Annotated in this window: 19 protein-coding genes; 2 read left to right on the top strand and 17 right to left on the bottom strand. The window is 67.9% G+C overall.

Features of this window, described 5'->3' with window-relative positions; translation table 11 throughout:
* Positions 1-57: 57 nt before the first annotated feature.
* From ACFQGD_RS25425 to argS, 10 genes are all read right to left on the bottom strand, one after another.
* Positions 58-438, bottom strand: a complete 381-nt coding sequence (locus ACFQGD_RS25425) for a type II toxin-antitoxin system VapC family toxin (protein WP_345401767.1) — start codon at positions 436-438, stop codon at positions 58-60.
* Positions 438-683: a type II toxin-antitoxin system Phd/YefM family antitoxin gene (locus ACFQGD_RS25430; RefSeq protein ID WP_345401770.1), complete on the bottom strand. Its 246-nt coding sequence runs from the start codon at positions 681-683 to the stop codon at positions 438-440. Before ACFQGD_RS25430 ends, ACFQGD_RS25425 begins: the two co-directional genes overlap by 1 nt.
* A 34-nt stretch (positions 684-717) precedes the next feature.
* On the bottom strand, positions 718-1,791 hold the full coding sequence (prfA, locus tag ACFQGD_RS25435) for a peptide chain release factor 1 (protein WP_345401773.1): 1,074 nt from the start codon (positions 1,789-1,791) through the stop codon (positions 718-720).
* Positions 1,792-1,931: 140 nt separating this feature from the next.
* Positions 1,932-2,150: a 50S ribosomal protein L31 gene (gene rpmE, locus ACFQGD_RS25440; protein WP_345401776.1), complete on the bottom strand. Its 219-nt coding sequence runs from the start codon at positions 2,148-2,150 to the stop codon at positions 1,932-1,934.
* Positions 2,151-2,301: 151 nt separating this feature from the next.
* Positions 2,302-4,263, bottom strand: coding sequence for a transcription termination factor Rho (rho, locus tag ACFQGD_RS25445; RefSeq protein WP_390183572.1), 1,962 nt, complete (start codon positions 4,261-4,263; stop codon positions 2,302-2,304).
* Positions 4,264-4,950: 687 nt separating this feature from the next.
* Complete coding sequence (thrB, locus tag ACFQGD_RS25450; RefSeq protein WP_345401782.1) at positions 4,951-5,934, bottom strand: homoserine kinase; 984 nt, start codon at positions 5,932-5,934, stop codon at positions 4,951-4,953.
* Positions 5,931-6,989: a threonine synthase gene (gene thrC, locus ACFQGD_RS25455; protein ID WP_345401785.1), complete on the bottom strand. Its 1,059-nt coding sequence runs from the start codon at positions 6,987-6,989 to the stop codon at positions 5,931-5,933. Before thrC ends, thrB begins: the two co-directional genes overlap by 4 nt.
* A 47-nt stretch (positions 6,990-7,036) precedes the next feature.
* Positions 7,037-8,329, bottom strand: a complete 1,293-nt coding sequence (locus tag ACFQGD_RS25460; protein WP_345401788.1) for a homoserine dehydrogenase — start codon at positions 8,327-8,329, stop codon at positions 7,037-7,039.
* A 1-nt stretch (position 8,330) separates the two neighbouring features.
* Positions 8,331-9,797 (bottom strand): diaminopimelate decarboxylase, encoded by a 1,467-nt coding sequence (gene lysA, locus ACFQGD_RS25465; RefSeq protein ID WP_345401791.1) that lies wholly within the window; start codon positions 9,795-9,797, stop codon positions 8,331-8,333.
* A gap of 3 nt (positions 9,798-9,800) precedes the next feature.
* Positions 9,801-11,462 (bottom strand): arginine--tRNA ligase, encoded by a 1,662-nt coding sequence (gene argS, locus ACFQGD_RS25470; protein WP_345401794.1) that lies wholly within the window; start codon positions 11,460-11,462, stop codon positions 9,801-9,803.
* A 210-nt stretch (positions 11,463-11,672) separates the two neighbouring features.
* Here argS and ACFQGD_RS25475 point away from each other — a divergent pair, with 210 nt between their 5' ends.
* Entirely contained in the window at positions 11,673-12,515 is an 843-nt protein-coding gene (locus ACFQGD_RS25475; protein ID WP_345401797.1) for a DUF3105 domain-containing protein, read from the top strand.
* A 78-nt stretch (positions 12,516-12,593) separates the two neighbouring features.
* Here ACFQGD_RS25475 and ACFQGD_RS25480 read toward each other — a convergent pair whose 3' ends face one another.
* The 6 genes from ACFQGD_RS25480 to ACFQGD_RS25505 all read right to left on the bottom strand — a co-directional run bounded on the left by ACFQGD_RS25480 (position 12,594) and on the right by ACFQGD_RS25505 (position 18,023).
* Entirely contained in the window at positions 12,594-13,202 is a 609-nt protein-coding gene (locus tag ACFQGD_RS25480; protein WP_345401800.1) for a TetR/AcrR family transcriptional regulator, read from the bottom strand.
* A gap of 96 nt (positions 13,203-13,298) precedes the next feature.
* A complete protein-coding gene (locus tag ACFQGD_RS25485; protein WP_345401803.1) occupies positions 13,299-14,558 on the bottom strand; it encodes an acyl-CoA dehydrogenase family protein in 1,260 nt (419 codons plus the stop codon).
* Positions 14,559-14,567: 9 nt separating this feature from the next.
* Positions 14,568-15,446: an SDR family oxidoreductase gene (locus tag ACFQGD_RS25490; protein WP_345401806.1), complete on the bottom strand. Its 879-nt coding sequence runs from the start codon at positions 15,444-15,446 to the stop codon at positions 14,568-14,570.
* Between the two features lie 9 nt (positions 15,447-15,455).
* Entirely contained in the window at positions 15,456-16,334 is an 879-nt protein-coding gene (locus tag ACFQGD_RS25495) for a MaoC/PaaZ C-terminal domain-containing protein (RefSeq protein WP_345401809.1), read from the bottom strand.
* Positions 16,334-16,771: a type II toxin-antitoxin system Rv0910 family toxin gene (locus ACFQGD_RS25500; RefSeq protein ID WP_345401812.1), complete on the bottom strand. Its 438-nt coding sequence runs from the start codon at positions 16,769-16,771 to the stop codon at positions 16,334-16,336. Before ACFQGD_RS25500 ends, ACFQGD_RS25495 begins: the two co-directional genes overlap by 1 nt.
* A 61-nt stretch (positions 16,772-16,832) precedes the next feature.
* Complete coding sequence (locus ACFQGD_RS25505; RefSeq protein WP_345401815.1) at positions 16,833-18,023, bottom strand: lipid-transfer protein; 1,191 nt, start codon at positions 18,021-18,023, stop codon at positions 16,833-16,835.
* 246 nt (positions 18,024-18,269) lie between these two features.
* Between ACFQGD_RS25505 and ACFQGD_RS25510 the strand changes: the two genes are divergently transcribed.
* Entirely contained in the window at positions 18,270-18,899 is a 630-nt protein-coding gene (locus tag ACFQGD_RS25510; protein ID WP_345401817.1) for a TetR/AcrR family transcriptional regulator, read from the top strand.
* A 171-nt stretch (positions 18,900-19,070) separates the two neighbouring features.
* Here ACFQGD_RS25510 and ACFQGD_RS25515 read toward each other — a convergent pair whose 3' ends face one another.
* Entirely contained in the window at positions 19,071-20,447 is a 1,377-nt protein-coding gene (locus ACFQGD_RS25515; protein ID WP_345401821.1) for a PucR family transcriptional regulator, read from the bottom strand.
* Positions 20,448-20,479: the final 32 nt, after the last annotated feature.

Raw genomic sequence — 20,479 nt, forward strand, 5'->3', positions numbered from 1 at the left:
CGCCCGATCCGGTAGTGACTCGGGTGGGTTCGGGTTCGCGACACCACCCACCGCGACTCACACCGCGACGATCTTGACGAGGTCGTCAACTCCGGCGAAGTCCTTGGCGTTGCGGGTGTAGACGCGGGCATCGTGAGCATGGGCTGTCGCCGCGATCAGCAAGTCCATGACGCGCGCCCGTGGCTGGCGGCCCGTGCGGGCGACCGCGGCCGCGAGTTCGCCATAGCTCGCGGCTACGGCGTCATCGATCGGCAGTGGATCGAAATGCCGTTGAAGGCGAGACAGCCTGCGCAACCTGGTGGCGCGTACGGGCTCTTTCTTCGCGACGAGCACGCCGAAGTGCAACTCGGCCATGGTGGCGACGCTGATCGCGAGCTCGCCCGGCAGCGTACCGAGCCCGGGCGCGAGTAACACGCTTGTGTCGAGCACCGCCCGCATCAGTCCTGCCAGGGGTCGCGCAGCCGCTGGTCGATGAGGTCGCGGTCGGACTCCCAGTCGGGATCGGGACCGCCACCAAGCGCATCGGCGATCTGGTCGAACGTCTGCCACTGCCGAGGGGTAATAGGCACGAGGCGCGCGCTGGGACGGCCAGCGACGGTGATCGTCACCTCTTCGCCGTCCTGTGCCTTCCGCACCAGCTCAGACGCCTGCTGTCGCAACTCGCGCAGGCCTACCGTGTCCATGTGACGAGAGTAGCACAAGTGCTACAGCGACGGCTTACACCTGCTGCTGCTCCGCCAGCCGCTCTTCCTTGTCGGCGGCTTGGAGGGCGTCGAGGACCCCGGTCAGCTCGCCCGCGAGCACCTGGTCGAGGTTGTAGGCCTTGTAGTTGACCCGGTGATCGGAGATGCGGTTTTCCGGGAAGTTGTAGGTGCGCACTCGTTCGGAACGATCCACGGTGCGGACCTGCGAGCGGCGCGTGTCGGCGGCCTTGGCGGCGGCTTCCTCCTCCGCGATCGCCTGCAACCGGGCCTGCAACACCCGCATCGCGCGCGCCCGGTTCTGGATCTGCGACTTCTCGTTCTGGCACGAGACGACGATCCCGCTGGGCAGGTGCGTGATCCGCACGGCGGAGTCGGTGGTGTTCACGCTCTGCCCGCCGGGGCCCGACGAGCGGAAGACGTCGATGCGCAGGTCGTTCGGATCGACCTCGACCTCGATCTCCTCCGGCTCCGGATAGATCAGCACGCCCGCGGCCGAGGTGTGGATGCGACCCTGCGACTCGGTGGCGGGCACGCGCTGCACGCGATGCACACCGCCCTCGAACTTGAGGCGTGCCCACACACCCTCCGGTCCGTCCGCCTTGCCCTTGATGGACACGGTGACGTCCTTGTAACCGCCGAGGTCGGACTCGGTCGAGTCGAGGATGGTGGCCTTCCAGCCCTCGCGCTCGGCGTAGCGCAGGTACATCCGCAGCAGGTCACTGGCGAACAGCGCGGACTCCTCGCCGCCCTCCCCCGACTTGATCTCCATGACGACGTCGGACGAGTCGTACGGATCGCGGGGCAGCAACTGCTCGGTCAGCTTCGCCTCAAGCTCGGGGACGCGCTGTTCCAGCTCAGCCGATTCCTCCGCGAAGGCGTCGTCCTCCGAGGCGAGTTCCTTGGCCGTCGCCAGGTCGGAGCGCGCGGATTCCAGCTCCCTGATGGTCTTCACGACCGGCGTCAGCTCGGCGTACCTGCGCCCGAGCTTGCGCGCACGGTCGGCGTCGGCGTGCACGGCGGGGTCGGCGAGCTGACTTTCGAGCTCGGCATATTCCGCCAGCAAGCCGTCAAGCGAACGAGAATCCACGGCTCACCTAGCGTCGGAGGAAAGGAACCGTGTGGTGCGCCGAGCATGCGCGCCCGGCGCACCACACGGTTCTAGCGAAAACAACGGCGCTGGTCGGCAGCGCCGGGTGGGGCTGTGCTCTGGCCTGCTGCGCGGCCGAGTTACTTCTTGCCCTTGCGCTTGCCGTAGCGCGCCTCGAAGCGCGCGACGCGACCACCGGTGTCGAGGATCTTCTGCTTGCCCGTGTAGAACGGGTGGCAGTTGGAGCACACCTCGACGTGGATGTGACCGGACGACTTGGTGCTGCGGGTGGTGAAGTTGTTGCCGCAGCTGCAGATGACCTCGGTCTGGACGTACTCGGGGTGGATACCGCTCTTCATGGCTGTCCCTTCTGGTGTGGCCGCCGGGTCCCCGAACAATGCTCGGCTCGATGTGAGCCAGTGGGGTGAACCGGTGCCGGACTTCGTCTCGATTCTGCCAGACGCCACACGCGGGCCCCGCACCGTGGCAGGGCCCGCGTGAGCCGCGTCGCTACTCCTCGTCCTGACCAGGCGCCGTCTTCGACACCTGCATCAGGAACTCAATGTTGGTCTTGCTCTTTTTCAGCCGGTCGATGAGCAGGTCGATCGCCTGCTGCGAGTCGAGCGCGTGCAACACCCGGTGGAGCTTGACCGTGACCGCCAGCTCGTCCGGCGAGAGCAGCAGCTCCTCCTTGCGGGTGCCGGACGGGTTGACGTCGACCGCGGGGAATACCCTGCGCTCGGCGATCTTGCGGTCCAGCTTCAGCTCGGCGTTACCGGTGCCCTTGAACTCCTCGAAGATGACGGTGTCCATGGTGGAGCCGGTCTCGACCATCGCCGTGGCGAAGATGGTCAGCGAGCCGCCGTTCTCGATGTTGCGGGCCGCGCCGAGGAACCGCTTCGGCGGGTACAACGCGGTGGAGTCCACACCACCGGAGAGGATCCGGCCGGACGCGGGTGCCGCCAGGTTGTAGGCCCTGCCGAGGCGGGTGATCGAGTCGAGCAGCACGACGACGTCGTGGCCCATCTCCACCAGCCGCTTCGCACGCTCGATGGACAGCTCCGCGACCGTGGTGTGGTCCGACGGCGGGCGGTCGAAGGTCGAGGAGATGACCTCGCCCTTGACGTTGCGCTCCATGTCGGTGACCTCTTCCGGCCGCTCGTCGACCAGCACGACCATCAGCCAGCACTCGGGGTTGTTGGTCGCGATCGCGTTCGCGAGGTCCTGCAGGATCGTCGTCTTACCCGCCTTCGGCGGCGACACGATCAGCGCACGCTGGCCCTTACCGACCGGCATCACCAGGTCGATGACCCTCGTCGTCAGCTTATGCGGCTCGGTCTCCAGCCGCAGCCGCTCGTTCGGGTAAAGCGGCGTCAGCTTGTGGAACTCGGCGCGCTGCTTCGCCTTCTCCGGCTCGAGGCCGTTGACGCTGTCGACGCGCACCAGCGGGTTGAACTTCTGCCGCTGCTGCTCGCCCTCGCGCGGCTGCCTGACGACACCGGTGATGGCGTCACCCCTGCGCAACCCGTACTTGCGCACGAAGGACAGCGAGACGTAGACGTCGTTCGGTCCCGCGAGGTAACCCGACGTGCGGACGAACGCGTAGTTGTCCAGCACGTCGAGGATGCCAGCCACGGGCAGCAGGACGTCGTCCTCGCGGATCTCGGTGTCCGGGCCGCCGCCCTCGCCGCCACGGCCACGACGCCGGCGGTCACGCGACCGCCTGCCACGGCGGCCACCACGGCCGTCGTCGTCATCGTCATTGCGGTCATTGCGGTCGTTGCGGTTGCGGTCGTTGCGGTTGTTCTGCCGCCGCGCATCGCCCTGGCCGCCGTCGCCCTTGTCCGACTTGTCTTGCCCCTTGTCCGACTTGTCTTGCCCCTTGTCGGAGCCCTTGTCGCCCTTGTCAGAGCCCTTGTCGCCCTTGTCAGAGCCCTTGTCGACCTTGTCGCCGCTGTCGCCGCCCTGGTCGCTCTTGTCACCTGGCCGGGACGCACCGCGCCTGCGACGGCCACCGTCCCTGCGGCCACCACCCTGGTCCTGGTCACCCTTTCCGGTGCCCTGAGAACCGGACTGGCCCGAGCTCGGCTCCGTGCCCTGCTCGGTGGTCGCCGTCGTCGCGGCGGGGTTACTGGCGGCCGGTTCGTTAGTGCCGGCCTGGCTCCCCGACTCGGATGACGACGGGGCTGTGGTTGCCGCTGGCTGCCGCGTGGCCGCGCCGGACTCTGACGACGACGCTTCGGCCTTCGCCTCCGCGTTGGCCTCGGATTTCGGCTCGGCGTTCGCCTCAGTCGTGGACTCGGCCTTCGCCTCGCTCTTCGGCTCCGACTTGGTCGCGGACTTCGTGGCGGGCTTACGCTTCGCCTTGCCCTGCCGTTCCCTGATCGCGGCGATCAGATCACCCTTGCGCATGCCGCTGGTGTCGGAGATGCCCAGCTCGCCCGCGAGCTCACGAAGCTCGGCTATGACCATCCCTGACAGCCCGCCAGAGCGACGCTTCGGCGTCGCCGTCTCGCCATTGGCCCGCGGTGTGGTCTCCACCGTCACGTTGTCGCTCCCCGATTCCGATTTCTGCTCTGTCTGCGTTTGCGCATGAGTTTCTGTGTGGCCGCTAAGAAGATCGGTGTTGTTCACACAAGTCCTTCCTGACCGATCCCGCCTCCGCGTGGATCAGCGCCAGACGCCGCTCGGGTCGAGACCACGAGCAGGCGCTGTGTCATATAGAAGCTCGGGCTGGTCACTCCGGCCCACCTTCACCTCACAAGGTCACCCTCGACCACCGGCATCGCTCCGCCATAGGCGGAACGCTCCCGCTGGACTGTGACCGCCCTCACATACTCCCCGCTGTCGGCGGATTCTGGCAGGGATTTCGGCATCACTGCGGCAGAGCCGCCAACACGGGATTCGCGCGCCTCGCCCGAGGCCCACGAATCGGCCACCGCCAGCCAGTGCGCACCGATTCTTACATCCAGGCAGGACCCCCGCCCGTGCGGGAGATACCTGAACGAAGTGATGTTCCGGGAAGAAACCCGGAACCAACACCAGGTGCGTGAACTGCGCACGGTGATCGAACGCCTCTGAGCGTAGACGCCGTATCTCACCCGTGCAACAACCACCCCCCAGTAGTTGTTCCCGCGTGTCCTGGCAGCGTCCTTCCCGCTACAACTGGGCGACGGTTACGCCCGCTGAATCGATCGGGAGTTCGACAACGCGGAATCCCGATGTGTCCACATCCTCGGGAACGCGACCATCGGTGGTCAGCGCGAGCACGGTCGGACCCGCCCCCGACACCGCCGCCGCGACGCCAGATTTCCGAAGCGCCTCGATGAGGTGTGCCGTCGCGGGGTAGGCGGGGGCACGGTAGTGCTGATGCAGCCGATCCGCCGTCGCCGCGACCAGCAGGTCGGGCGCGGCGGTCAGCGCGTGCACGGCGAGAGCGGCCCTTCCCGCCGAGAACACCGCGTCAGCATGCGGCACGGACTCCGGCAGCAGGCCACGCGTGGCGTCGGTGGACGAGCGCTGCTCGGCGATGGCCACAACGGGACGGATCTCGGAATGCGGGGAGAGCCGCTCCGCGTGCCAGCCAGCGGCAGCGCCACCGCGCGCCGCGTGTCCGGCGGCTGGTGAGGCCGCGGCCGGTTCGCCCTCGTCTCGCCAGGCGATAACCGCGCCACCGAGCAGGCTGGCGGCCGCGTTGTCCACATGTCCCTCGAACTCGGCGGCGATACCGAGCACGGCATCCGTGTCGAGCGGCTGATCGGCCAGCGCGTACGCGGCGGCGACCCCCGCCACGACGGCGGCCGCCGACGAGCCGAGGCCCCTGGCGTGCGGGATCGCGTTCTCGCACCGAAGCGCCAACCCCACCGCCGAGACACCCAGGTGGTCGAACGTTCGGCGCAGCACGCGAACGACCAAATGCGACTCATCGCGCGGCACGTCCTCGATACCCCCCGCGCCGGCATCCGAGACGTCTATGGTCAGGCCCGGCTCGGCGAGCGTGCGCACCTCGATGTGGTCGTAGCGGCCAAGCGCCATACCGAAGGTGTCGAATCCGGGACCGAGATTCGCCGTGGAAGCGGGCACCCGTACCCGGACACCGCGAGGCGGCAGCGCGGCCGCGCCGGAGTCGCCGGACGTGCTCACGTCAGCTCCAGCGCGGCGGCGACGGCGTCCGCGTCCACCGGAAGCGGCTCCACCTCGATGTTGCCTTCCAGGGCGGTGCCCGGGTCCTTGAGCCCGTGGCCCGTCAGCGTGCAGACCACGACCGAGCCCTTCGGCACCCTGCCATCGGCCGAGGCGATCAGCAGGCCAGCCACGCTTGTCGCCGACGCGGGCTCGACGAAAACGCCCTCCCTTGAGGCGAGTAGCCGGTAGGCGTCCATGATCTGCTCGTCGGTGGCGGCGTCGAACAAGCCACCGGAAGCGTTCTTGGCCTTCTCCGCGCCGCTCCAGGACGCGGGGCTCCCGACCCGGATGGCGGTCGCGATGGTCTCCGGCTCGTCGACCGGCTCACCGTGCACCAGCGGCGCGGCACCGGCTGCCTGGAAGCCGAACATGCGTGGCGTGGTCTCGACGACGCCGTCGGCGGCATACTCGGCGTAGCCAGCCCAGTAGGCGGTGATGTTGCCCGCGTTGCCGACCGGGAGGCAGTGGATGTCCGGCGCGCGGCCGAGCATGTCGCAGACCTCCCATGCCGCCGACTTCTGCCCGACGAGCCGCACCGGGTTGACCGAGTTCACCAGCGTCACCGGGTAGTCGGCCGCGGCCTTGCGGGCCAGTTCGAGGCAATCGTCGAAGTTGCCGCTGACTTGGAGTATTCGCGCGCCGTGACGCACCGCCTGCGCCAGCTTGCCCATCGCGATCTTGCCCTGCGGCACGAGCACGGCACAGGTCAGCCCCGCCCGGGCGGCATAGGCGGCCGCCGAGGCCGAGGTGTTGCCGGTGGACGCGCAGATGACGGCCTGCAGCCCGCTCGCCTTGGCGTGCGTGATGGCCAGGGTCATGCCTCTGTCCTTGAAAGACCCGGTCGGGTTGGCGCCCTCGACCTTGAGGTGCACCTCGCATCCGGTCAGTTCGGACAGGTACGGGGCGGAGACAAGCGGGGTGTTGCCTTCGCCGAGCGTGATGACCTCGGCGCCGTCCGGCACCGGAATCCGGGACGCGTACGCCTTGACGACGCCGGGCCAGCCAGCCTTCACGTCACTGACCCGCGGTCGCGCGGGGGACCCTGTCACCTGAGATGTCACTAGTCGTCGCCTTCCACCCGCATCACGCTGATCACCTCACGGACCACTTCGAGCTTCGCCAGGTCGTCCACGGTGGACTGCAGCGCCGCGTCCGGCGCGAGATGGGTCACCACGACGAGACTCGCCGTCGAGTCGGCGTCGCGCTGTCGCACGGCGGCGATGCTGACGTCGTGCTCGGCGAAAACGAGCGCGACCTGCGCCAACACACCTGGCTTGTCCGCGACGTCGAGGCTGATGTGGTAGCGCGTCGGCGTCATGCCCATCGGCCGCACCGGCAAGGCCGCGTGCGCCGACTCGCGTGGCCCGCGCCCGCCGAGCACGCGGTTACGGGCGACGGCGACCAGGTCACCAAGCACCGCGCTGGCCGTCGGGGAACCACCGGCGCCGTGGCCGAAGAACATCAGCTCACCGGCGGCGTCCGCCTCGACGTAGACGGCGTTGAACGCGCCATTGACCCCGGCGAGCTGGTGACTACGCGGGATCATCGCCGGATACACCCGCGCCGAGACGGACTCGCCGCCCTCGGCGTCGAGTACCCGCTCACAGATGGCCAGCAGCTTCACCGTGCGGCCGAGAGCCTTGGCCGCGTCGATGTCGGCCGCGCCGATCGCGCCGATGCCCTCGCGGTGGACGTCGTGGGCGGTGACCCGGGTGTGGAACGCCAGCGAGGCGAGGATGGCGGCCTTGGACGCGGCGTCGTAGCCGTCGACGTCGGCGGTCGGGTCGGCCTCGGCATACCCGAGCCTGCTCGCCTCATCCAGCGTCTCGGCGTAGCCGGAGCCGGTCTCGTCCATGGCGGACAGGATGTAGTTCGTGGTGCCGTTGACGATGCCGAGCACCCGGGTGATCCGATCGCCTGCCAGCGACTCCCGCAGCGGGCGCAGCAGCGGGATGGCACCCGCGACGGCGGCCTCGAAGTACAGGTCGGCCCCGGACGCGTCGGCGGCTTCGGACAGCTCGGCGGAGTACTCCGCGAGCAGCGCCTTGTTGGCCGTCACGACTGATTTCCCTTGGTGCAGCGCGGAAAGCAGCCACTTGCGTACCGGGTCGATGCCGCCGATCAGCTCGACGACGACGTCCACATCGGAGTTGACAAGTGCCTCGGCGTCCGAGGTCAGCAGATGCCGCGGCAGCTCGGGGTGCTTGTCCGGCCTGCGCACCGCGATGCCAGCCAGTTCGACCGGTGCGCCCGCCCGCGCCGCCAGCTCATCGGCCTGCTCGTGCAGCAACCGCGCGACCTCGCCGCCAACGGTGCCACACCCGAGCAACGCCACCTTGACCGAATCGGCCACTTTACGACGCCTCCAATCGGGTCAGGTCTTCCTCGGTCTCTCGCCGCAGCAACAACCGCGAGCTGCCGTTGCGCACCGCGACGACGGCGGGCTTGAGCAGCTTGTTGTAACCACTGGCCATGGAGTAGCAGTACGCGCCGGTCGCCGCGACAGCAAGCAGGTCACCCGGGCCGAGGTTGTCCGGCAGCCAGCAGTCCCTCACCACGATGTCACCCGACTCGCAGTGCTTGCCGACCACCCTGCTCAGCACGGACTCGACGTCGACAGCGCTCTGCCCGTTTGACCGCGACAAGATCGCACCGTCGTCGCTTGACCGCGACACCAGTCGACAGTCGTAGACAGCGTCGTAGAGCGCGGTACGGATGTTGTCGCTCATGCCGCCGTCGACGCTGACGTAGCGGCGGGAGAGGCCGTCGCCGAGCGCGACGTCCTTGATCGTGCCGACCTCGTACAGCGTGACCGTGCCGGGCGCGGCGATGGCCCTGCCAGGCTCGCAGGCGATCTTGGGCACCGGCAGCCCCGCGAACTCGCACTCCTTGCGCACGATCGCGCGGATCTGGGTAACCATCTGCGCGGGCGGCGGCGGGTTGTCCCGGTCCGTGTAGGCGACGCCGAAGCCACCGCCGAGGTCCACGATCTCCAGCTGCTCGCTGATCTCAGGGCCGTGCTCGGCGCGCAGATCCGCGATCAAGCCGATCACGCGGCGCGCCGCGACCTCGAAGCCGTCGGTGTCGAAGATCTGCGAGCCGATGTGGCTGTGCAGCCCAACCAGCCGCAGCCCGGTCGCGGACAGCACCCTGCGCACCGCCTCGGCCGCGTCACCTGAGGCGAGCGAGAAGCCGAACTTCTGGTCCTCATGTGCGGTCGCGATGAACTCGTGGGTGTGCGCCTCAACGCCGACGGTGACCCTGACCAGCACGTTCTGCGTGACGCCCCGATCCTCGGCGATCTTGGCGAGCCGCGCGATCTCCAGGTAGGAGTCCAACACGACGGTGCCGACCCCGGCGTCGACGGCGGTCTCCAGCTCGTCGACCGACTTGTTGTTGCCGTGGAACGTCACCCGCTCCATCGGGAAGTCGGCGTGCTTGGCGATGGCGAGCTCGCCGCCGCTACAGACGTCGAGGCTGAGGCCCTTGTTCGCCACCCAGCGCGCGATCTCGGCGGACAGGAACGCCTTGGACGCGTAGTGGACAAGCGCCGGGTCCTCGAACGCCTCCGCGTACTCGGAGCAGCGGGACTTGAAGTCCACCTCGTCGATCACGAACAGCGGGGTGCCGTAGGTCTCGGCCAGCTCACGGACGTCGACGCCAGCGATGCGCACGACGCCGTCCGGCGCGCGGTAGGTGTTGCGCGGCCAGACCTTCGGGTAGAGGCGGTCGAGTTCGGCCGCCGTCGCCGGCGGGATGCCGGAGGTGTCCGCGTGCGGGTAAACCTCGGCGTGGCGGGGGCCTGCGGGGTGTGCGCACATGAGCTACATCCGTTCCGGGGCTGAGACGCCCAGCAGTGAGAGTCCGTTGGCGATGACCTGGCGCGCGGCTTCGCACAGCGCGAGACGGGCGTACGTCAGCCCGTCCGCCTCATCGTCACCCTGTGGCAGCACCCGCGCCACGTCGTAGAACTTGTGGTAGGCGCTGGCGAGTTCTTCCAGGTAGCGCGCGACCCGGTGCGGCTCCCGCAGCTCGGCTGCCTTGGCGATGACCGCGCCGAACTCGCCGAGGGTGCGGATCAGCTCGCCCTCCTTCGGGTGGTCGAGCAGCCCGAAGTCGATCTCGTCGGGCCCGGGCGTCGCCAGGCCAAGGTCGGCCGCGTTGCGCTGCAACGACGCCAGCCGCGCGTGCGCGTACTGCACGTAGAACACCGGGTTCTCGTTCGTGTGCTTGCGCAGCAGGTCGAGGTCGATGTCGACCGGAGAGTCGACCGAGTAGCGGCACAGCTCGTACCGCGCCGCGTCGACCCCGACGGCCTCGACCAGATCCTCCAGCGTGACGACGGTGCCAGCGCGCTTGCTCATCCGCACCGGCTTGCCATCGCTGACCAGATTGACCATCTGCCCGATCAGCACCTCGACGACGTCAGGGTCGTCGCCGAGCGCGGCCGCGGCTGCCTTGAGCCTGCCGATGTAGCCGTGATGGTCGGCGCCGAGCATGTACAGGCACAGGTCGAAACCGCGCTCGCGCTTGTCCTTGAGGTAGGCGATGTCGCCCGCGATGTAGGCGGGCGCGCCGTCGCTCTTGATGACGACCCGGTCCTTGTCATCACCGAAGTCGGTGGAGCGGATCCACCACGCGCCATCGGCGTGATACACCGTGTCTGACTTCTTGAGCCGCTCAAGCGCCGCGTCGACGGCGCCGGAGGTATGCAGCGAGTCCTCGTGGAAGAAGACGTCGAAGTCGGTGCCGAACTCGTGCAGGCTGCGCTTGATCTCATCGAACATCAGTTGCACGCCGACCCGCCGGAACACCTCGTCACGCTCGGCGTCCGGCAGCCCGAGCGCGTCCGGCTCGGCGGCGAGCACCTGGTTCGCGATGTCGGCGACGTAGTCACCCGCGTAACCGTCCTCCGGCGCTGGCTCGCCGTTGGCGGCGGCGACCAGCGAGGACACGAACCGGTCGATCTGCGCCCCGGCGTCGTTGAAGTAGTACTCGCGGGTGACCTTGGCGCCCTGCGCGCCAAGAATGCGGCCAAGCGCGTCCCCGACGGCGGCCCAGCGAGTGCCGCCAAGGTGGATCGGACCGGTCGGGTTGGCCGAGACGAACTCCAGGTTGATCGACACGCCGTCGAGCGCATGCCCGGTGCCGTACGTCTCGCCAGCGGTGAGTACCTGGCGGATGACCTCACCCTGGGCGTCCGCCGCGAGACGCAGATTCAGGAAGCCTGGGCCGGCCACCTCTGCGGCCTCGATGCCCTCGGCCTCGGCGAGCCGCTCCGCCAGCGCGGTGGCCAGGTCACGCGGCGCCATGCCTGCCTTCTTGGCGACCTGCAACGCCAGGTTCGTCGCGTAGTCGCCGTGCTCGGGATTTCGAGGTCGCTCGATGGTCACGACCTCGGGGAGCACGGCCGTATCCACGCCGCGCTCGGTAAGCACGGACGTCGCGGTCGAGTGAACGAGTTCAGCGAGCACTGCGGGAGTCACCTGGTGAGTGTAAGTACCAGGGGTGATGGGCGCTGACGACGGGTCCCAGCACGCCCGCGCGGCCTGGCCAGCGGAAAGACCTCCTGGAATGATCCCACCTCACAGCGGACAGACATCACGCGGCTACGCTTGCGGAGGCGGCGGCGAATCCGCACGTGTGGGTGGAATCACCCCGGGAAGGCACAACCGAGACGAGGTCGGCGCGGAAACATGGCAAGCGGCACCAAGAAGAAGGGCAAAGGCGGCAGCGGCGTGCGCGCGGCGGCGGGCGCGGTGAACAAGAAGCAGGTGCCCTGGGGCACCGTCATCGGGGCCGTGGTGATCGTCGCCCTGCTCGTCATCGTTGTCGGCTACTACCTCGTGGAGTCGGCACCGATGCGTGAGCAGGAAGCACGCGAGGAGGCCGCCGCCTCGTTCCAGCCGACCGAGCAGAATCCCGACCCGTCCAAGGACATCGAGGGCGTCGAGATCACCGAGATCAAGGGCTCCGGGCACGTCAAGCGGCACGAGCGCGTCGCCTACGACGTCGAGCCTCCGATGGGCGGGCCGCACGAGGAGTTCTGGGCCGACTGCGACGGCACCGTGTACCCGGAGGCCGTGCGCACGGAAAACATGGTCCACACGCTCGAGCACGGCGCGGTGTGGATCGCCTACAACCCGGATAAGCTGGACTCCGACGCGATCGAACTGCTCAAACTACGGGTGGACGGCAAGCCGTACATGGTGATGTCGCCGTACCCGGGTATGGACTCGCCCATTTCGGTGCAGGCGTGGGGACACCAGCTCAGGCTCGACAGCGCGGAGGACGAGCGGATCGACCAGTTCATCGCCGCACTGCGCCGCAACCCAAGCATCACGCCAGAGCCCAACGGGACCTGCGAGGCATCCCCGGCGACGTTCAACGTCGACGATCCGCCGCCTTTCAACCCGGAGGAACCCGGCAAGGATGCCAAGCCGATGGACTATAACGGCAACGCCGGCATGGGCAACACGGCCGGGCAGCAAGGTGCGGGACAGCCGGGCGCGGGACAGCCCGCGCCCGCCGACAAGTAATCGGCGACGGCTGCCGCCTGGCCTCTGCCCGCGCGGTGAATGACCCTTTTGCCGCGTTCGGTGCGGTGAAAGCGTCATTCACCGCACGGGCGACCGCAGCGCGTCGATTTGCTCGCTGAGCATCCAGCGGGCTCGCTTCCTGATGGCGGCACGCTGCTCGGGAAAGCCGCCGACCATCATTCCGATGCCACCTATCAGCGCGATGATGCGTTCCGCTTCATGTTCGACGTCAACGCCGTCGGACAACTCGCCCGCCTCATCGGCCTGTTCGAGCAGCGACACCACGAAAGCCCGCAAGCCTCGGTAACCGAGGGAGTCCCCTTCCGCGACGACGAACTGCTGCGCGGCACCGTGTCCCCAGAAAGCGGTGAGCACGGTCCAGCAGAGCAGCATCTCCTCGTCCAGCGGCAGCAGCGCCTCCATCGCCGACCCCAGCGCGGCAAGGCCGGTCCCGCCCGCGGCCGCCTTGCCGATGCGCTCGGCGATGTGCTCGTTGTTGTAACGCAGCACCGCCGTCATCACGTCGGCTTTGCCGGTGAAGTAGTGCGTCACCGCCCCGGTCGACACGCCTGCTTCATGCGCGATACCCCGCATGGACGCCGCGTGTACGCCACGCTTGGCCACCAGCCGACGCGCGGCGACGACGATTCGTTCCTTCGCGTCCGGAGTACGAATCTCCTTCACCATGAGCCGATGCTACGGCCATGACGTCGAGCGGCACAGTGCCACCACACTCGCGGGTACTCGCCAGTGTGGTGGCCACGGCACCACTCGGTTCACCACTCACCCAGCGAGCAGCCCCTTGGCGATGTGAGTCACCTGGATCTCGTTGCTGCCCGCGTAGATCATCAGCGACTTGGCGTCCCGTGCGAGTTGTTCGACGCGGTACTCGGTCATGTACCCGTTGCCGCCGAACAGCTGGACCGCCTCCATGGCGACCTCGGTCGCGGTCTCCGACGCGTACAGCTTCATCGCGGACGCCTCGGCCAAGTCAGGTGTCTTGCCCGCACGCAGCTTCTCGATGGCGGAGAACACCATGTTCCGCACGTTGATCCGCGCGACCTCCATCTTCGCGAGCTTGAGCTGGATCAGCTGGAACTGGCCGATCTCCTTGCCCCACAGCGTGCGCTGCTTGGCGTAGTCGACCGAGAGCCGATGGCACTCGTTGATGATGCCCAGCGCCAGCGCCGCGACGCCGACCCGCTCGATGGCGAAGCTCGATCGTGCGCTGTCCCTGCCGTCACTGTCGGACGCCTCCGGCTCGCGCTCACCGAGTAGCCGATCCTTGCCAAGCCGGACGTCGGAGAAGAAGAGCTCACCCGTCGGCGAGGACATCATGCCCATCTTCTTGAACGCGGGACCCTGGGTAAGGCCGTCCATGCCCTTGTCGAGCACGAACGTCAGCACCGGACGGTCGCGCTGCGGCGTGCCGTCACCGGTGTCCAGCTTGGCGTAGACGACGATGACGTCCGCGTGCGGGCCGTTGGTGATGAACGTCTTCTGTCCGTTGAGGACGTACTCGTCACCGTCGCGGCGCGCGGTCGTCGCCATGCCACCGAACGCGTCCGAACCGGATCCTGGTTCGGTGATCGCCCACGCGCCGACGTGCTCGAATGTGGCGAGTTTTGGCAGCCATCGTTCTTGTTGCGCCAGCGTCCCTTTCGCCATGATCGTCTGCGCGGTCAGCCCAATGCTGACACCCATCGACGCGACGATGCCGAGGCTCACGCCCGCCAGCTCACTGACCGCGATCAGTGCCAACGACTCCTGCCCGCCAAACGGGCTACCACTGGAGTCTCCCGTGGACTTCGGTGTCTTCCCTGCCTCCCCCGACTCAGCGCGCTCACGCCGCTTGGCCAGCAAGGCATTGATCGATTCCTCCGCCATGGTATCCACACCGAACGCCGCGAATAGCTTGCGAATGATGTCGTACGGCGGCAGCGCCCCGGACTCCAGTTCGTCGACGTGTGGTCGAATCTCCTTGTCGACAAAGGACCTGATTGAGTCACGGATCAGAATCTCGGTTTCCGACCACTCGAACATGATGTCTCCTCACCAGTCGCCGATCTGGTCCGCGACGGCGTCGATGGTCCATTCCTTGTCGGTCTCCGCGGTCTCGGTCGCTGTCCAGCCCTCGAGACGCTGGATGGAGCCACCCTGAACCGCGAACACCTGCCCGGTGTGCGGGCATTTCTCGCTCGCCAGATACGCGACGAGCGGGGCGATGTTCGCCGGAGAAAGCAGGTCGGGTTCGCCTTCCGGCACCTCCTGCGCGAACAGGGCACCCATACCGGGTGTTGCCAGCGTCAGTCGGGTACGCGCGATCGGCGCGATGGCGTTCACCCGCACGCCATACCGCTCCAGCTCCTCGGCCGCGACCAGCGTCAGCGCGGCGATGCCCGCCTTGGCCGCACCGTAGTTCGCCTGGCCCGCGTTCGGCATCGTCACGCCGGACGCCGACGCGGTGTTGATCACCGAAGCCGACACCGACTCGCCCGCCTTGGAGCGCGCCTTCCAGTACGCGGCGGCGTGGTGCAACACGGCGGCGTGCCCCTTGAGGTGGACGTCGATCACCGCGTCCCACTGCGACTCGTCCATCCCGGCGATGAAGGCGTCCCGCAGGATGCCCGCGTTGTTCACCACGACGTCGAGCCCGCCGAACTCCGCGACGGCCTGCTCGATCACCCGCGCCGCGCCACTCCAGCCAGCGACGTTGTCCGTGTTGGCGACGGCGGTGCCGCCCGCAGCGGTGATCTCGTCAACGACGTCCTGCGCGGGCCCCGCGTCAGAGCCGTTGCCGTCGTTCGCGCCGCCGAGGTCGTTGACGACGACCCGCGCGCCCTCCGCGGCGAACAGTAGCGCGTGCTCCCGGCCGATGCCCCTGCCCGCCCCGGTGATGACCGCGACGCGCCCGTCAAGTGATGCTGCCATCCGTGCTCCTCAGCTGCTGATTTCCGCGAGGCCGTCCTTGATCACGACGGCATCGTCGGTGGTGGTTTCGTAGGCGTAGCGCTCTATCTCGACCGCGCCATCGGCTGTATCGACACGGCCCGCGTGCCAGAACTCGGTAGTGAGGTCCTGGCCTGGCAGCACTGGTTTGGCGAACCGCACCGCGAGCCGCCGCAGCCGCGCGACGTCGGAACCAGCGAGCTCGGTCAACGCCGCCCAGGACGTGAACGCCATCGTGCAGAGACCGTGCGCGATGATTCCCGGCAACCCAGCGTCCTTGGCCACCTGCTCGTCCAGGTGAATCGGCATCGGGTCACCCGCCGCGGGGCTGTACCGGAATGTCTGGTCGTCGTCGACGTGCTGGACGACCTTCGCGACCGGTGCGTGCTCGCGCAACCGCTCGTCGAATGCGTGTTCCGGCGCCTGCTCACCCACGGTGTCGCCGGTGTCGAATCCGCGCACGAAGAACGTCACGTACTGCTCGTTGACCAGTTCGCCCTCGGTGGTGTGGGTGGTGAGATACACGCACGCCGCGGTGCCGTTCGGCTTGCCGCGCCAACCGGTCATGGTGCCCTTGGCGACGAGCTCGTCGCCCGGACGGATCGGCCGGTGAAAGCGGAAGTCCTGCTCGCCGTGGACGATCCTGCCGATCAGCGAGAGCGGCACGACCTCGAGCGCGGGTTCCATCAGCGACTCGAATACCGGCACGATCGCGAACACCGGACTGGCGACGTCGCCCGCGCGGTGCGCCGGGATCGGGTCATTGGTCGCCTCGGCATAGGCGGCCAGCCGCTCGCGGGTGACGTCGAATCGCTTCTCGTCGGTCCACGTGCCGAGCGCGCTCGCGTCGAAAGTGAGCTCCGCCGTCATCAGGCTGACCCGATCAGCTCGGCGAAGTTGGCCAGCGAATCGTCGAGATTCTTCTTGCCGTCCTTCTCCACGGCCTTGCCGAGCGCACCGACGATCATCTGGCCCTCGAACTCGGCGTCGATGGTCGCGGTGGACCCGGTGTCATTCGGGGCGACCTTCAGGTCAAAGCGGACCTTGACGCCCGCCATGCCCGTGCCCGAAATGGACAGTGCGCTCGGGGCGTCGAACTCATCGACCGTCCACGTGATCGTGTTAGGCATGCCGAGCATCGTGACGACCTCGGTTGCCTGCGCACCCTGGCTGAACTCGGCGGGAACGTCGCCCTTCCACTTGGTGTGGATGGTCAGCCACTTTTCGAAATTGCTCGGATTGGACAGTTCACTCCAGACCCTCTCCGGCGATGCGGGAAGCTCGACGGACGCGCTGATCTGACCCATGATGATGCTCCTAACGTGCTGGTTCGATGACTCGCGTTCGTTGCTCTAGCGCATCCGTGCGCTAGCGTTCGGCGCGTTGGTACGCGGTGACGACGGCAGCGCCACCGAGGCCGATGTTGTGCTGCAGTGCGGCGTCTAAGCCGTCCACCTGGCGAGCGGCCGCGGTCCCGCGGAGCTGCCACGTCAGTTCGGCGCACTGCGCGAGGCCGGTCGCACCGAGCGGATGTCCCTTGGAGATCAGCCCGCCGGACGGGTTGACCACCCATTTGCCGCCATACGTCGTCTCACCCGCGTCGATCAGCTTGGGTGCCTCGCCCTCGCCGCACAGGCCGAGCGCCTCGTAGAGCAGCAGTTCGTTGGCGGAGAAGCAGTCGTGCAGTTCGATGACGCCGAAGTCCTCGGGACCGAGACCCGATTGCTCGTACACGGCGCGCGACGCGCGGACATTCATGTCGTAGCCGATGATGTTCTTCGCGGTGCCATCGAATGTGGACTCGTTGTCCGTGGTCATCGACTGGCCAACGATCTCGACCGATTTCCCCGCCAGGCCGTGTCGTTCCACGTAGGCCTCACTGACGAGGATCGCGGCGGCGGAACCGTCCGATGTGGGGGAACACTGCAGCTTGGTGAGCGGGGAATAGATCTCGCGGGAGTTCAGGATGTCTTCCAGCGTGTAGACGTCCTGGAACTGCGAGTACGGGTTGTTCGCCGAGTGGCGGTGGTTCTTCTCGCCGATCTTGGCGAAGTGCTCCGCGGTGGAGCCGTACCGTTCCATGTGCTCGCGGCCGGCCGCGCCGAACATCCACGGCGCGGGCGGGAAGACCGGGTCGTACAGCTCGCACAGCGCCTGGATGTGACGCATCATCGGCTGTTCCCGGTCGTCGTAGGTGGTGCCGAGCGAACCGGGCCGCATCTTCTCGAAGCCGAGCGCGAGTACGCAATCCGAACGTCCTCCTCGGATCGCCTCGGCGGCTAGGTACAGGGCGGTCGACCCGGTGGAGCAGTTGTTGTTGACGTTGACGACCGGTATGCCGGTCATGCCCAGCTCATAGACCGCGCGCTGCCCCGACGTCGACTCGCCATAGACGTAGCCGACGTAGGCCTGCTCGACCTCGCGGTACGACACGCCCGCGTCGTCCAACGCCTTGGTGCCCGCCTCCTTCGCGAGCCGAGGGTAGTCGCCGTCCTCGCGACTGCCCGGCTTGTCGAACTTCGTCATCCCCACGCCGACGACGTAGACCCTGTTGGCCACTGCGGATACTCCTTCCGCTCGCTGACACCGGTGGGCCACTGCGGCCCATCATGAAGAAACATACATTCAAGCCTGACTGTTTTCTAGAGTCATGCCGCGATTCATCCACGATCTTGCGTATCCACGACGCATGAACAGCGAAAATCTGACGGCTATGACCGCGGTCACGGCAAGCGCCGCGCTGAAGCCTGCAAGCGAACGGCGCCACGTTACAGTCAGTAACGCACGTAAGTTACACTTTGAGGTATGACCAGCAGCGCGACCGGTACCCGCCGCCCGAGGCGCACCCAAGAGGAGCGCAGCGCGACGACGCGGCGCGCGCTGCTTGAGGCCACCATCGACGTCCTCGTCGAAGAGGGCTACGCGAACCTGACGACAACCAAGGTCGCCGCGCGGGCCGCTGTTTCGCGCGGCGCGCAGGTGCACCACTTCCCCACCAAGGCGGCTCTGGTCGGCGAAGCTATCCAGTACCTGATCGGGCAGGTAAGCCAGTCGATGCTGAGCGAGGTCGGCCAGTTGCCGCCCGGACCGGACCGCGCGGGCGAGGCGCTTGACCTGTTGTGGGACACCTACCGGGGAAAGACGTTCCAAGCGGTCGTACAGCTGTCCGTCGCGGGCGGGGGCGACCCGGAGATCGACGAGAAGCTCGCCACGCTCAACCAGGTCGTCGCGGACCTGATACGTGGGTCGGTGCCGGTGCTGTTCCCGCGCGAGGCCAGGCACCCCGACTTCGAGGACGCGCTCTACACGGCGATCAACACCATGACCGGACTGGCGATGAGCCAACGTGTCGCGAAGCTCAGCGAGGCCGAGGTCGCCGGTCGCTGGCGCCGGACCAAGGCACAGTTACTGCGCCTGATCCAGCTGGAAGACTGACCCGCCGCGCGAGTCGCACCTTATCCGGCGCGAGTCTCACCCCGGCAGCGCAGTTGATCACGTCTACTCGTGTTGTTGTTCGTAGAAGCCGACGAAACGGATATATTCGCGCAACACCGCGAGTAGACCTGATCAACATCGCGCACGGCACCGTAAGGGTGCGACTCGCGGCTAGGGCAGGGCACGAGGGCCGAAGCGGTCGGCGAGCAAAAGAGCCAGGTGGAGGCCGAGAGGATCGGCGTCCAAGGGGTGACCGAGAAGGCCCTCGACCTGACGGAGTCGGTAGAGCACGGTGTTCTTGTGCACGCCGAGCGCGGCCGCGGCCGCGCGGGCGCCGCCCGCGTCCAGATACGCCAACGCTGTCGTGCGCAGCCGCGCGACAGCGTCGTTGGTCCCGCCAGCCTGGCTGGCACCGCTGTCACCGGCTAGCCCGCCCAGCGAGCGGCGCACCATGGCGCGCATCGCTTCCTCGTCGGCGGACAGGCAGCTGAGCAGCTCGACGTCGCGGTAGCAGGTGACCGGCTCCCCGCGCACCGACGCCGCCGCGACCCGCTGGGCCCGCAGTGCTTCCCGATGGCTGGCGCGAAAGCCCGCCAGGCCGCGCGCGGCCGTGCCCACCGCGATCCGCAACGAGTCCGACCGGCGCAGCGCGTCCAGTTCGCGCAGCCGATCCAGCGGCAGCTCGCCGCTCCCGGCCAACCACGCCCAGACCACCCGCGCGCTGGAGCGCACCGCCAACGGCCGGAGGCACCCCAGAGCCGCGGCGGCCTCCCCCGCCAGCGACTCCAGCTGCTCGCTCGGGTCGGGCTCGCCGGCCGACTCGCGCGCCCACAGCACCAGCGCCGTCTGGTGTCGCAGCAGGTTGTGCCCCAGCTGCTCGCTCGCGGCGGAAACGTCGATCGACTCCCCGCGCAGGATGGCGTGCACGGTCTCCGTCCTGCGCACCAGCGCGCCGCGCAGCCGCCGCTCGCTCTCCTCGGTGTGAGTGTCGACGAGCAGGTCGATGTTGCGCTCCAGCGCGCGGCTGACCCGTTCCCACAGGAACTCCAGCACCGCCATGCGCAGCTCGGCGTCTTCGATGCGGTCGGTGACGATCCGCATCAACCGCGCCCAGAACACCCGCTGACCGACCCGGTACATCCGTAGCAGCAGGCTGACGTCGTGACCACGCACGGCGAGGGTGCGGGCCAACTCGACAGCGGCTGGCGGGAAGGTCATGTCCGCTTGAGGGTCCTTGGCCGCCTGAACCAAGTACGACCACAACAGGTCGTGCGTGCTGACGTCGAGGTCACGCCGGATGCCGATATCGGCGGCCACCTCGGGCACCTCGGCGGCGAGCTCGGCGGTCACCTGCTCGGTCAGCTCGCTGACCAGGTCTTCGCGGAGCATCGACGCGGCATCGCGCTCCACCCACTCCAGCACGTCGCGCTGGCTGATTCGTCCCGCCATCCTGCCGCGCTCCCTTCCGCGATCGGCCCCCGTATTGGCCGCACGGTACAACACGACGAAGGCGATTCGGCCGCTCAGCTCAAGCGCCTCTCGTGCCATCCCCGCCATACTGCGCGTGACGGGTGACACAG

Source organism: Haloechinothrix salitolerans (genome assembly GCF_042662605.1).
GTDB classification, from domain to species: Bacteria; Actinomycetota; Actinomycetes; order Mycobacteriales; family Pseudonocardiaceae; genus Haloechinothrix_A; species Haloechinothrix_A salitolerans.